Below are 14,413 nucleotides of genomic sequence, written 5' to 3' on the forward strand. Positions count from 1 at the left end.
GCGGCCGAAGCAGCCAGACCGACCGGAGTCGAGAGTAAGATGGAACTGGTCAAATATGCGCTGAAGTTCAGGCTGACGTTTTACGTCCTCGCAATTCTCGTGACCTTCCTCGGCGGGACCGCCATCGTTTCCACGCCCAAGGACGTTTTTCCCAACGTCGACATTCCGGTCGTGACGGTGATCTGGACCTATACCGGCCTCTCCACGAGCGAGATGGAGAAACGGGTCACGACCTACGCCGAGCTCACGACCTCCAACAATGTGAACGGCATCAGGAATATGGAGAGCCAGACGCTGCAGGGCGTCACGGTGCAGAAAATCTATTTTCAGCCGGATGTGAATATCGACCTCGCCATCGCGCAGGTGGTCGCCTCGTCCAACTCGATCCGCGCGGTCATGCCGCCAGGCATCAATCCGCCGATCATCATCAGATATTCGGCGTCCCAAGTGCCCGTCATCCAGCTCGCCCTGTCGAGCAAGAGCCAGAACGAGCAGCAGCTCTACGACATGGGCCAATATAGGGTGCGGCAGGCGCTCACCACGACGCCGGGCGCGACCTTGCCGGCGCCCTGGGGCGGCAAGCAACGCCAAATCATGGTCGATCTCGACACGGACGCGCTGCAGGCGCGGGGCCTGACGGCGCTCGACGTCGTCAACGCCATTTCGGCGCAGAATGTGACGGTTCCGTCAGGACGCGTGAAGCTCGGGTCGCTTCAATATGTCATCCGGATGAATTCCTCGCCCGACGCGATCGAGACGCTGAACGACATTCCGGTCCGATTGAACGGGACGGCGCCGGTGCTTCTGCGCGACGTCGCGCAGGTGCGCGACGGCAGTCCGCCCCAGCAAAACATCGTCCGCGTCGACGGGTCGAGATCGGTGCTGCTCACCATTCTCAAGAACGGAAACGCCTCGACGCTCGACGTCGTCCAGAACGTCAAGAGCGCGATGGGGCAATTGCGCGCCGCCATCCCGAGCGACACCAGGATCGACGAGCTTTTCGACCAGTCGGTGTTCGTTTCAAACGCCATATCGGACGTCCTGCATGAAGGCGTGATCGCCGCGGCTCTGACCGGGCTGATGATCCTTCTCTTCCTCGGCTCCTGGCGCTCCACCCTGATCGTGATCGTCTCGATTCCGCTCTCCATCCTGTCGTCGCTCGCCATCCTCGCCGCTCTTGGGCAGACCATCAACATCATGACGCTTGGCGGTCTTGCGCTCGCGGTCGGAATTCTGGTCGACGACGCGACCGTCGCGATCGAGAACACCTATCGGCTGTTCGAGGAGGGCAAGGAGTTCCGTCACGCGGTGGCCGAAGGCGCGGCGGGCATCGCGAAGCCGGCCCTGATCTCGACTCTGGCGATCTGCGCCGCCTTCATTTCGGTGATTTTCCTCACCGACGTCGCGCGCTATCTGTTCACGCCGCAGGCGCTCGCGGTCGTTTTCGCCATGCTCGCCTCCTATCTCATCTCGCGAACGCTCGTGCCGATCCTCATGGACGAGCTGCTCGCGGGCGAGAAACACGGGCCGCACCATGAAAGCGAGGCTTCGTCGACGGGCGCCTTCGCCGCCTTCGGGCGGATAAGACAGGGCTTCGAGCGCGGCTTCGACCGGATGAAAGAGCAATATCGTCTGTTGCTGACGGCCGTGCTGCATCACAAGAGGCGCACCGGCGCCTTTGTCGCGGCGCTCTTTAGCGTCAGCGCGATCCTCTTTGTCTCGGTCGGCCAGGATTATTATCCGCAGATCGACTCCGGCCAGATGACCCTGCATGTGCGCGCCCGTCCCGGATTGCGCATCGAGGACACGGAGCGCTTCTTCCAGGAGGTCGAGGACGTCATTCGCGAGATCATTCCTGATCATGACCGCGCGCTCCTCATCGACAATATCGGCCTGCCGCAAGTCACTTACAATCTCGCCTTCAGCGACGGCTCCACGGTCACTTATTACGACGGCCAGATCATGATCTCGCTCGCGGAAGGACATGCGCCGACTGAAAGCTATATGAAGCGGCTGCGGCAGGTTCTCGCTCAGCGATTCCCCGAGGCCGTCTTCTATTTCCAGCCCTCCGACATCGTCACGCAGATCCTCAATTTCGGACTTCCGGCGCCGATCGCCGTGCGCGTCCTCGGCTCCGATGCGAAGCAAAATCAGGTCATCGCAGGCAAGCTGCTGGAGCGGATGAAGACGGTGAAGGGCGTCGTCGACGCCCATATTCACCAGATTCTGGATGGTCCGGAATTCTTCCTCGAGGTCGATCGCTGGCGCGCGCAGCAGCTCGGCGTCAACGAGCAGCAGGTCGCGAACAATATCAATATCGCGCTGAGCTCCTCCTTCCAGGTGACGCCGAATTTCTGGATGGACCCGAAATCGGGCATTCCCTATCAGGTGGCGGTGCAGACGCCCGAATATCGTCTCGCCTCGCTCAATTCCCTCAACAACACGCCGGTGTCGGCGGCCGCTGGCGGCGCCAATGGCGTCGACCTGCTTACAAATGTCGCCACCCTGAAGCGCGGCGTCGAACAGTCGGTCGTCAACCACCTCAATACGCAGCAGGCTTACGACATCTACGCCAATCTGCAGGATCGCGACCTCGGCGGCGTGGAGGCCGACCTCCGGAAGATCATCGCCGAACTCGAGCCGGAACTCGCTCCCGGCAACCGCATCGTGATTCGCGGCCAGATCGAGAGCAAGAATCAGGCGTTCGGACGCATCGGCGTGGGCCTGCTCGCCTCGATGATTTTCGTCTATCTGCTCATGGTCGTGAACTTCCAGGACTGGGGCGATCCTTTCGTCGTCATTCTCGCCCTGCCGGTCGCCTTTTGCGGCATCGTCTTCGGACTATTCGTCACCGGCACGACCTTTTCGATCCCCTCGCTCATGGGCGCCATCATGTCGGTCGGCGTCGCTTCCGCCAATTCGATTCTGCTCGTCACTTTCGCACGGGAGCATCGCGAGGAGACGGGCTGCTCCTCCGAAGAGGCGGCGATGATGGCGGGAATGACGCGCATAAGGCCGGTGCTGATGACCGCCGCGGCGATGTTCGTCGGCCTGCTGCCCATGTCGCTCGGCCTGGGCGACGGCTCGGAGCAGAACGCGGCTCTGGCGCGCGCGGTCATGGGCGGCATTTCGTTCGGCACTTGCTCGACGCTGCTGTTCGTGCCGTTCCTTTATGCTGTCATGAGGCGCGGCGAGGTGAAGCCGCTGAGGGACTATCTATGAGCGATTTACTGCAATCGCCATCGCACAAGCACGAATCGTCCGGCCTCGGAACCGCAGAGACGGGCGCCGCCGGCCTCAACAAAAGGCCGTTTCTCATCGGCGCCGCAATCCTTGCAGGCATCCTCTGCATCGGCGTCGTCCGTCATGTCTGGCGCAATTACGACGCCTCCGCCTATCGTGAGGCGCAGGCGACGGCGGTCCCCTCTGTTCGAACGGCGAAGGTCGTCCGTCAGGACAACCCCATCAGGCTCGAATTGCCCGGACAGACTCTGGCCATCAATCAGGCCCGGCTTTTCGCCCGGGCGACGGGCTATATCGCCGAGCGCCGCGTCGACATCGGATCGAGGGTGAAAAAAGGCGATCTGCTCGCCCGCATCGCGGCGCCGGATCTGGATCACCAATACGCCCAGGCCCAGGCGCAACTGCTTCTGTCCAAGGCCCAACTCTCACAGTCGACCGCCCAGGTCGAGCAGACGCGCGCCAATCTCGAGCTCGCCAAGATCACCCATGCGAGAATCTCGACGCTGGTGAAGCAGAAATTCGAAAGCAAGCAGAACGACGACAATGCGCGGGCCAATGTGCAGACGCAGGCGGCCAATCTCGCCTCCGCGGAGGCGGGGGTGGAGGTGGCGCGGGCCAATGTCGCCGCCCAGCAGGCGACCGTCGACAGGCTGAAGCAGCTCACCGAATTCGAGTCCGTGGTCGCGCCCTTCGACGGCGTGGTGACGGCGCGCAATATCGAAATGGGCGATCTGGTGACGGCCGACGCCAGCGGCGCGACGCCGCTCTTTTCCGTGGCGCGCGACGACGTTTTGAGGGTTCAGGTCGCGGTGCCCCAGGCGGAGGCGGCCGGGCTCGTCGACGGGCTGGAGGCCGAAGTGGTCGTGCCCGAAGCCCCCGGCAAGATCTTCAAGGGACGCATCGCGCGCAACGCTTCCGCGCTCGACGCCGCCACGCGGACCCTGCCGGTGGAGGTCGACGTGACGAACAAGACGGGCGAGTTGCGTCCGGGCCTGTTCACGCGCGTGCGGCTCAACATTCCGCGCGCGCAGCCCTCGGTGACGGCCCCGGCGCAAGCCATCCTGTTCCGCGCCGCCGGGCCGCAGCTTGCGGTGGTCGGAAAGGACGACGTCGTCCAACTCAGGCGGATCGTCATCGCGCGCGACTTCGGCACGACCGTCGAAATAAAGGACGGCCTCGCCGGCGACGAGACCATCATCCTCGATCCGCCCGCCGGGCTGCGAGACGGAATGAAGATTTCGGTCAAGATGTGAGGAACCGCTAAATTAACTGGGGCGCGACGCTGCTGTGATGAGCGGGAGCGTCGGCTTGAACAGCCAATCCAAGCGCGATTTGAAGATGGGTGGTTGTGGGCCACGTTCAGTCACGCTCGATTCATAGAAGCTACCGTTGTTTCACGCTGGCGCACGCGCCCAAACGGCTGGTTATTGGGGTCATCCCGCTTGCCGGCCGACGCTGCATTTTCTGAATGGGGCCAGTCGCGTTATGATTGGGTTGAACGGATGTCTGCAATAGCGCGACAGTCATGACATAGAAGTTCGAACCTCTTTGGGCGCGCCCTTGCTGGAAAACCGGACGCGTTTCTCGGGCATGTCGCCTCGTGGGGAGATCGCTTCTCCATAGGCCGCAATTCGGCGCCTGGGCGCAGGACGTCAAGAGAAGGCGAGAACATTGATCGGTCGCCGACAGTAGATGCGGAAAAGAAAAGCTATTTGAGTAATTGTAAGCCCAACCTGGGAGGACCAACGTGAATCACGAACGCCATCGCCATCCCGGGCATCATCAGGAGCGCCAGCATGCGCCGGTCTCTGAGTCCCCCGACAGAGCCGGACTAAGCCAGCCAGGCGGCCCGGCGGCGGAAGGCGCCGTCTACACCTGCCCGATGCACCCGCAAATCCGTCGGGCTGGTCCGGGCAATTGCCCGATCTGCGGGATGGCGCTCGAGCCTCTCGTCACGTCAGCGGCGGAGGCCCCGAGCGCCGAACTCATCGACATGACGCGGCGCTTCTGGATCGGGTTGGCGCTGGCTGTTCCCGTTTTCATTCTGGAAATGGGCGGGCATTTCCTCGGTCTCCACCTTTACATTCCGCCTCAGCTATCGAACTGGGCGCAGTTCCTCCTCGCCACCCCGGTCGTGCTCTGGTCCGGCTGGCCGTTCTTCGTGCGCGGCGCGCAGTCGCTCGTCACCCGCAATCTCAACATGTTCACGCTGATCGCCATGGGGACGGGCGTCGCTTGGGTCTACAGCGTCGCGGCCACCTTCGCGCCGTCGCTTTTTCCGCCGGCCTTTCGCGGCGCGGACGGTTCCGCGCCGATCTATTTCGAGGCGGCGGCCGTGATCACCGTGCTTGTGCTGCTCGGTCAGGTTCTTGAATTGCGCGCCCGCGAGCAAACCGGGGGCGCGATCCGCGCGCTCCTCAATCTAGCGCCGGTTACGGCCAATCGCATCAAGGAGGATGGGACCGACGAAGTGGTGGCGCTCGAACAGGTCCGTGTCGGCGACCGGCTGCGTGTGCGCCCGGGCGAGAAGGCGCCGGTGGACGGCGTGCTGCTCGAAGGCCGCAGCTCGGTCGACGAATCCATGGTCACCGGGGAGTCCATGCCTGTGACGAAGAGCGTCGGCGACAAGGTCATCGGCGGGACGCTCAACCAGACGGGCGGGTTCATCATGCGGGCGGACCGCGTGGGGGCCGACACCATGCTGTCGCGCATCGTAGGCATGGTCGCCTCAGCCCAGCGCAGCCGCGCCCCCATTCAGCGGCTCGCCGATCAGGTTTCCGGCTGGTTCGTCCCGCTCGTCATCCTCGTCGCCGCGCTCGCCTTCGCGGCCTGGGCGGTTTGGGGGCCGGAGCCGCGCATGAGCTACGGTCTCGTCGCCGCCGTTTCGGTGCTGATCATCGCCTGCCCTTGCGCGCTCGGCCTCGCGACGCCGATGTCCGTCATGGTGGGCGTCGGACGTGGCGCGCAGCATGGGGTGCTCATCAAGAACGCCGAAGCGCTGGAGCGCTTCGAGAAGATAGACACGCTCGTTGTCGACAAGACCGGGACGCTGACGGAGGGGAAACCCAAGGTCACCGCTATTCGCCCTGTCGCCGGCGTGAACGAGGACGAATTGCTGACCGTCGCGGCGAGCCTGGAGCGCTCAAGCGAGCATCCTCTCGCGCAAGCCATCGTCCAGGCCGCCCTTTCGCGGGGCCTTCCGCTGAGCGAGGCGTCGGAATTCGATTCGCCGATCGGAAAGGGCGTGAGCGGGCGCATCGGCGCACGATCCGTCGTCATCGGCAACCGACGCTTTTTGGCCGAGACCGGCGTCGAGACCAGCGCGCTCGATGGAGACGCTGAGCGCCTGCGGGAAGACGGCGCCACGGCTATCTTCGTTGCGATCGACCGGCGGCTCGCGGGAATTATCGCGATCGCGGACCCGATCAAGGAGACGACGCCGGACGCGCTGCAAGCGCTCTTTGACGAGGGCGTCTCCGTCGTCATGCTCACCGGCGACAATTGGACGTCCGCGCGCGCCGTCGCGAAACGGCTGGGCATCAGCGAGGTGGAAGCCGAGATCCTGCCCGAGGATAAGAGCAAGGTCGTCGCCCGCTTGCGCGAGGCTGGGCGTATCGTCGCCATGGCGGGCGACGGGGTGAACGACGCCCCTGCCCTCGCCGCGGCGGATGTCGGCATCGCCATGGGGACCGGAACCGACGTGGCGATCGAGAGCGCCGGCGTGACCCTGCTCAAGGGCGATCTTCGCGGCATTGTGCGCGGGCGCCGCCTGTCGCGCGCCACCATGCGGAACATCCGCCAGAACCTGTTTTTCGCCTTCATCTACAACGCGGCCGGCGTGCCGCTCGCGGCTGGCGCCTTCTATCCAGCTTTCGGCCTGCTGCTCTCGCCCACGATCGCCGCCGCGGCGATGGCGTTGTCGTCGGTCAGCGTCGTAGCCAATTCGCTGCGCCTGCGCCGAACCGAAATCGAGCCCGCCAAGCTGCTCGAAATGCCACCGTTTCCGGACGTCACTTGAAGGTGAGAAAGCCCGCTGTCATTCCAGGCGCGCCGCCCTATCCATACCGAGTTCGGCGACGTGAAGCTCCGAGCGTCCCCCGTCCGCGCGAGCCGGCAAATTGACGCCCTTTATCAGAGCGTAGATCGCGGGGATGACGACGAGCGTCAGAAGCGTGGACGACACCATGCCGCCGATCATTGGCGCGGCTATGCGCTGCATAACCTCGGACCCGGCGCCCGTGCTCCATAGAATCGGAACGAGCCCGGCCATGATGGCGACGACCGTCATCATTTTGGGCCGCACGCGCTCGACGGCCCCGAGCATGATCGCTTCGCGCAAATCCTCTTTTGTGAAGGCCCGCCGCTCGGCCGCACGCTTCTCCGCGACCTCGCGCATCGCGGCGTCGAGATAGATGAGCATGACGACGCCCGTCTCCGCCGCGACGCCGGCAAGAGCGATGAATCCGACCCCGACCGCGACCGACATGTTGAAGTTCATCAACCACATCAGCCATACGCCGCCGACAAGCGCGAATGGCAAAGAGAGCATGACGATCAGCGTTTCCGTGATCCTGCGGAAGTTGAGATAGAGCAGCAGGAAGATGATGAAGAGCGTGACGGGCACGACGATCTTCATGCGCGCCTGCGCGCGCTCGAGATATTCGAACTGTCCGCTCCAGACGACATAGGAGCCCGGCGGAAATTCGACCGCTTCCGCCACGGCTTTTTGCGCGTCCGTCACGAAGCCGCCAATGTCGCGATCCCTGACATCCACGAAGAGATAGACCGCGAGTTGCCCGTTCTCTGTGCGGATCGACGTCGGGCCGCGAACAAGCTCCACTTTCGCGACCTCGCCGAGCGGAATCGTCCCCCCGCCCGGAAGCGGGATCAGCACGTCGCTCGCAATCGCCCTCGGGCTCGACCGAAAGTCGCGTGGATAGCGTATGTTCACGCCGTATCGCTCGCGACCTTCCACAGTGGTGGTCACCGTCTCGCCGCCGAGCGCCGTCGCGATGGTCGCCTGAACGTCGTCGATCATCAGGCCGTAACGGGCGAGGGCCGAACGGTCGGGCGTGATGTCGAGATAATAGCCTCCCATGACGCGCTCGGCGTAAGCGGAAGACGCGCCGCGCACGCCCTTCACGACCTTCTCGACCTGACGCGCTAGCCCCTCTAGCTGCGCGAGATCGCGCCCCATGATCTTGACGCCGACGGGCGTCCGAATGCCCGTCGCGAGCATGTCGATGCGGTTGCGGATCGGCATGGTCCAGGCGTTGGAGACGCCTGGAAATTGCAGCGCGGCGTCCATCTCGGCGACGAGGCTGTCGACGGTCACGCCAGGGCGCCACTCTTCGCGCGGCTTAAGATCGATGATCGTCTCGAACATTTCGAGCGGCGCCGGGTCCGTGGCGGTCGAGGCGCGGCCCGCCTTGCCATAGGCGGATTTCACCTCGGGGAAGGACTTGATAATCCGGTCCTGCGTCTGGAGCAGTTGCGCCGCCTTGGTCACGGAGAGGCCGGGGAGCGTCGTCGGCATGTAGAGCAGCGCCCCTTCGTTCAGCGCCGGCATGAATTCCGAGCCGAGCTGGCGCGCCGGCAGGATCGTGACGGCGAGCGCCGCGAGCGCCACGAGGATCGTTGGAATTTTGGCGCGCATCACCAGCCGGATCACGGGCCGATAGGCCCAGATCAAAGCGCGATTGATGGGATTACGCGCCTCGGAGACGATCCGGCCGCGCACGAAGATGATCATCAGCGCAGGAACCAGCGTGACCGACAAAAGCGCCGCCGCCGCCATTGAGAAGGTCTTGGTGTAGGCGAGCGGGCTGAACAGCCGGCCTTCCTGCGACTCCAGCGTGAAGATCGGCAGGAACGAAACCGTAATGACAAGCAGGCTGAAGAAGAGCGCCGGCCCGACTTCCATCGCCGCGTCAATCAGAATGTCGACCCGCGACTGGCCGGGCAGCGCGCGTTCGAGCCGCTTATGCGCATTCTCGATCATGACGATCGCGGCGTCCACCATCGCGCCGATGGCGATGGCGATGCCCCCTAAACTCATGATGTTCGAACCCAGTCCGAGCGCCTTCATGGCCGCGAAGGCCATGAGCACGCCCACCGGCAGCATGAGAATGGCGACGAGCGCGCTGCGGAAGTGCAGAAGAAAGACGACGCAAACGAGCGCGACGATGACGCTTTCCTCGACCAGCGTCCCACGAAGCGTCTCGATGGCCGCATGGATCAGCTCGGAGCGGTCATAGACGGGGACGATCTCGACGCCCTTCGGCAGGCTCGGGGCGATCTGCGCGAGCGCCGCCTTGACGTTTTCGATCACGGTCAGCGCATTGGCGCCGTAGCGCTGCAAGGCGACGCCGCTCGCGACCTCGCCCTCGCCGTTGAGTTCGGTGATCCCTCGGCGTTCGTCCGGCCCGAGTTCGACGCGCGCGACGTCCTTCAGCAGCAGCGGCGTTCCGCCGCCGGCCTTCAGCACGATGTTTTCGAGATCGGGAATCCCTTTCAGATAGCCGCGCCCGCGCACAATAAATTCGAACTCGGAGAGCTCGACCGTTCGGCCCCCGACATCGGCGTTGTTCGCGCGGACCGCCTCGCGGATTCGCGACAGGGGGATATTGAGCGAACGTAGCCGATTGGGATCGACGACGATATTGTATTGACGCACGAACCCGCCGGCGCTCGCGACCTCAGCCACCCCTTCCGCCTTGGCGAGGCCGTAACGCAGCGTCCAGTCCTGCAAAGAACGCAGTTCGGCGAGCGTCATTTCCTTGGCGACAAGCGCATATTGATAGACCCAGCCGACGCCCGTCGCGTCCGGCCCGAGCACCGGCGTCGCGCCCGCCGGCAGGCGTTTGGTCGCCGTGCTGAGATATTCGAGAACGCGGGATCGGGCCCAATAGACGTCGACCCCATCCTCGAAAATGACATAGACAAAGGAGACCCCGAAGAAGGAGAAGCCGCGCACCACTTTCGAGCGCGGCACGGTGAGCATGGCGCTTGCGAGCGGATAAGTGACCTGATCCTCGACAACCTGCGGCGCCTGGCCCGGATATTCCGTGTAGACGATCGCCTGCACGTCGGAGAGGTCGGGGATCGCGTCAAGCGGCAGGGTTCGTAGCGCATAAACGCCAGCGGCGACCGCGAACGCCGTCCCGAAGAAGACCAGCGCGAGATTGCGCGCCGACCAGGCGATGAGGCGCCCGATCATTTGGGGGCTCCCTGATCCAGGGCCTGCAACGCCGCCTTGAGGTTGCTTTCCGCGTCGATCAGGAAATTGGCCGAGGTCACGACTTTGTCGCCTTCGGAGAGCCCGCTCGTGATTTCCGCATAGCCCTCGCCGCGCCGGCCCAACTTAACTTCGCGCGGCTCGAAGCGGCCGTCGCCCTTGTCGAGGATCACGACCTGACGCTTGCCCGCGTCGATGACGGCGCTCTCAGGCGCAGCGAGCACCTTCTCCCTGCCGCCCGTCTCGATTTCGACGTCCGCAAACATGTCGCCGAGCAGGCGGCCTTCGGGGTTCGGCAATTCGATGCGGACGCGCGCCGTCCGCGTCTCCATGTTCAGATGGGGATAGATGAGCGCGACCCGGCCCTTGAAGGGATGATCGGGATAGGCGCGCGCGCGGATCATCGCCGTCTGGCCGGGGGCCGCGGCTTCCACGTCGCGCTCGGGAATATCGGCGAGGATCCACACGACGCTGTGATCGACGATGCGGAACAGCGTCTCGCCCGGCGCCGCGCGCATGCCGCTCAGCGCCGTACGTTCGATGACATGGCCTTCCTGCGGTGCGGGCCAGTCAATCACGCGGGGGACGCGGCGGCTCTTCGCGATCGCGATGATCGTCGCGTCGTCGAGGCCGAGATTGACGAGGCGTCGGCGCGCGCCTTCAACGCGCGACGCCGCATGCGCATTGAGAACCGCCACATATTCCGCCGCCGCACTGGAGAGGTCGGGCCCGTAGACGCGCATGAGCGGCTGGCCTTTGCGCACATAATCTCCCTCCGCGACCTTCTCGACGGATTCGATGAACCCCTCGAAGCGCAAGGCGACGACGGATGTGCGGCGCGGATCGAAATCGACGCGCCCCGCCGCGCGAATGGGAGCGGCCAGGATGCGGAGCCCGATGGGCTCGGAGCGCACGCCCGTCTTCTGCAGCTTGCCGGGACTGATCGTCAGGGTCGAGGCGTCCTGCGCTTCGTCCTCATAGACAGGCAGATAATCCATCCCCATCGCGTCCTTCTTCGGAACCGGGGAGACGTCGGGAAGGCCCATGGGATTGCGGTAGTAGCGGATGCGCCGCCCGGATGTTTGGGGCTGGGCGACTTCCGGCGGCTTGTCCTCGAAGGAGACGTCCTCGCTGGCCCGGACGGCGACGTAGTCCTTGCCCGAGGCGTTCTTTTTGGGCTCCGCCGAATAAAAGGGCCCGTCCGGATCGCGGTAATAGATGATCGGCCCCGTTCCGCGCCCATGGATCGCGGCCGTTGGCGCCGGGGCCTTGGCGCGCCAGAGCGCGAGGCCGCCGCCGAGGGCCGCGAAAGCGAAGACGGCGGCGGCGGCAAGTTTCGCGCGGCTCATAGCGCGCCTCCCGCAAGGCGTTCGAGGTCGGCGTATTTGCCCTGCTCCTCCACCCTTAAGGCGAGAAGCTCCAGTTCGACCGCGCGCAGACGCCGCTCGGATTCAAAAAGCGTCGCCAGCGGGGTCGTTCCGGCGTCGAAGCCGATACGCGCCGTGTCGACAGAGAGCTTCGCCGGCGAAAGTTGCCGTTGCTCGAAGATTTTGATCGCCTTGCGGATGGCCTCCAGCCGATACCAGGCCTCGGCGACTTCTCCATCGAGCCGGATGCGCAACGCGTCGTTACGCGCCCGGGCGGCCCCGAGACTGGCGCTCGCCGCGCGCTGCTCGGCGTCCTTGGCCTCATATTGCAGCGGCACCTTGACACCGAGCAGGAACATGCCGCTCGTTTCGCCGTTTCGAGGCTGCACCAGATTCGCGCCGACGGTGACGTCGGGATAGTAGTTGAGATCGGTCAGCGCCTTCGTCCCCGTCGCCGATCGCACTTGCGCATGCGTCGCGGCGAGCAGCGGGTTCGACGACCGGGCGAGCTCCTGCACTCCCGCGAGTGACAGTTTCGTCTTCAGAGGCGCGAAGCCTTTCGCAGGAGCGAGCGGCGCGCGCGCATCCCTACCTATGAGCGCGTTCAATCGAGCCACGGCGGATTTGGCTTCCCCCTCACGGCGGGCGACGTCGGCGGCCGCGTTTGCAGCCTCGAGCTCCGCCTTGATCACCTCCTGCTGATCGACCGAGCTCGCCCCGTAGCGCAGCCGCAGCAGCTCCAACAATTGATCGACACGCCGCTTAAGCGAATTGGACAAATCCAGCGCGCGAAAAGCGGCGCCGTATTGCGCGTAGGCCGCCTTCACGCGCGCGACGAGATCCACCTCCGTCGCGTCGCTCTGACGTCTTGCCGTGTCGGCGTCGGCAAGGGCGATCCCTTTTTCGAGGTCCGTCTTTCCCCAGAGCCGGAAGGTCTGTTCGGCGCCGATCCAGGTCTGGCCGACGCCCTTGTTGTTCACGTCCCAGGCTTGCAGCGTGACGGTGGGGTCGGGCTGGACCCCGGCCGCGCCGACACGTTGCGACGCGGCGTCCGCCTCTAGAACGGCCCCCCGCAATTCGGGGCTCAGCCGCTTGGCGAAGGCCACGACGCTCTCGACCGTCGCGCCCGGCTGGCTGCGCTCCGCCGCCGAGGCGGAAAGGCTGGCGGCGGCGCACAATAACAGGATCAGAGGGGCTCGTTTCATGGCGTCGCCTGCAAGATCAGCCGACTTTGAAGCGTTCCGGTCTCGCCCTGAATCTTCGCCGCGAGGGAGATGCGCCAACGACCCTCATCCGTCAGGTCGACCCTGAACCGGTACAGCCCCGGCCCTGGACTTTGGGTCGGCTCGATCGCGCTGGTCATGGACTCCATGTCGTCAGGAGCCATGTCGAGCCGTGTTGCGAAAAGCACGGCGTCGCCTACCGGCTTGCCGTCCGGCCTATGGATCAGCCGCACCTCGACCGTGCGCTGCCCTTTCTCGACCCGAGGTTGGACCAGCTCGAAGGCATAGTCGTCGATAGCCGCACGGGCATGTCCCATGCCCAGCGCGACGAGCCCCATCGAGCCAAGGAGCCGCAAGGGTTTCTTCTGCATCTGAATTCTCTGTCACGTCACGCATGCCTCGACACGCGCATGGTCGCGCGGGAGGAGCGTAGAGAACCGTAGGAACGGAGTTACCGCGCGGGCCGAGCGGCGTTTTGGATAGGCGCCTCGGGCCGTCAGTCATGAGGTAGCGCCGGCGCCCCGACGGGTCCGGGCCGGTCGAGCCTCAGGGAATGGGGGGGCGAAGGTCGGGCGGCGCCGACAGCCCATTATGCGCCGGTTCTTCGAAAGTGAGGCGGACAGACCTGGCCTCTGCGAAGGTCGTCGGCGAGAACACTGACGGAGGCGTCAGCTGGGCGGCGCTGCAGAGGAGTGAATCGCAATGCCGAGGAACGCTTGTATGATCGTCCGAATGATCTGGACAATGGTCCATTACGGACATTGACGCGCAGTCGTGAACCGCGGGCGCAACTCCACTCCTTCCCGCCGCTGACAAGGAGGCGAGAACGATCATCACGGAGACGATAAGGCGCAGCCAGCTCAGCTTCATAGCGATCACTGGTAGCATATTGGCCGTCCGCGCGCAAAATGGCGGCAGATTTTTTAGGCCCCTTACCTGTTTCTCGGGCGGAAGGCGGCACCCTTCCTTGCCGAACAAGAACCGATGAGTCTCGGCGCCGCGTTTTTCAAAATGCGCCTCCGTTCTGAGCCGAGGACGATTTTGTTGCGCGCCATATTGATTTCAATTTGACTCATTCAACATGAGATGAATGTCGGCGGACAATGACTTACATCTGGCTTCCGCGCCGGCGGCTCTCTAGGACTTTTGGCGATCCAGATCAGGAGACCGCTGACCAAGTTGAGGCGGCCATGGTTCACCATCGGCTCGATGGCGAAGACCATGTCACCGGCCGTCCGAAATTAAGCGCCTGCGGTTTCTCGCGCATCTCGCGGCGTATTTCGCGCGCCTGAACCCCGAGGGCGGGCCGCCAGGACTGTTGGTGCGCCTAGACCAGCTGGACT

At 64.4% G+C, this 14,413-nt stretch carries 7 protein-coding genes; 3 read left to right on the forward strand and 4 right to left on the reverse strand.

Annotation, left to right across the window (positions count from 1 at the left end):
- Window positions 1–39: 39 nt before the first annotated feature.
- The 3 genes from MMG94_RS11265 (at window position 40) to MMG94_RS11275 (ending at window position 7,261) form a co-directional block, all read left to right on the forward strand.
- Complete coding sequence (locus MMG94_RS11265) at window positions 40–3,222, forward strand: efflux RND transporter permease subunit (protein WP_016920745.1); 3,183 nt, start codon at window positions 40–42, stop codon at window positions 3,220–3,222.
- Window positions 3,219–4,496: an efflux RND transporter periplasmic adaptor subunit gene (locus MMG94_RS11270; RefSeq protein WP_016920746.1), complete on the forward strand. Its 1,278-nt coding sequence runs from the start codon at window positions 3,219–3,221 to the stop codon at window positions 4,494–4,496. The genes MMG94_RS11265 and MMG94_RS11270 overlap by 4 nt, the downstream gene beginning before the upstream one ends.
- A 494-nt stretch (window positions 4,497–4,990) precedes the next feature.
- Window positions 4,991–7,261: a copper-transporting P-type ATPase gene (locus MMG94_RS11275; RefSeq protein WP_051001136.1), complete on the forward strand. Its 2,271-nt coding sequence runs from the start codon at window positions 4,991–4,993 to the stop codon at window positions 7,259–7,261.
- An 18-nt stretch (window positions 7,262–7,279) separates the two neighbouring features.
- On the opposite strand, the gene MMG94_RS11280 is transcribed toward MMG94_RS11275, so the two are convergent.
- The 4 genes from MMG94_RS11280 to MMG94_RS11295 are packed head-to-tail and all read right to left on the reverse strand — an operon-like array spanning window position 7,280 to window position 13,441.
- Window positions 7,280–10,462, reverse strand: coding sequence for an efflux RND transporter permease subunit (locus MMG94_RS11280; RefSeq protein WP_016920748.1), 3,183 nt, complete (start codon window positions 10,460–10,462; stop codon window positions 7,280–7,282).
- Entirely contained in the window at window positions 10,459–11,829 is a 1,371-nt protein-coding gene (locus tag MMG94_RS11285; protein WP_016920749.1) for an efflux RND transporter periplasmic adaptor subunit, read from the reverse strand. Before MMG94_RS11285 ends, MMG94_RS11280 begins: the two co-directional genes overlap by 4 nt.
- Entirely contained in the window at window positions 11,826–13,052 is a 1,227-nt protein-coding gene (locus MMG94_RS11290; RefSeq protein ID WP_040579352.1) for a TolC family protein, read from the reverse strand. The genes MMG94_RS11285 and MMG94_RS11290 overlap by 4 nt, the downstream gene beginning before the upstream one ends.
- The gene (locus MMG94_RS11295) at window positions 13,049–13,441 is read right to left on the reverse strand and encodes a FixH family protein (RefSeq protein ID WP_016920751.1); all 393 of its coding nucleotides are present in this window, start codon (window positions 13,439–13,441) and stop codon (window positions 13,049–13,051) included. The genes MMG94_RS11290 and MMG94_RS11295 overlap by 4 nt, the downstream gene beginning before the upstream one ends.
- Window positions 13,442–14,413 lie beyond the last annotated feature (972 nt).

The sequence above is a fragment of the Methylocystis parvus OBBP genome (genome assembly GCF_027571405.1).
Classification (GTDB): domain Bacteria; phylum Pseudomonadota; class Alphaproteobacteria; order Rhizobiales; family Beijerinckiaceae; genus Methylocystis; species Methylocystis parva.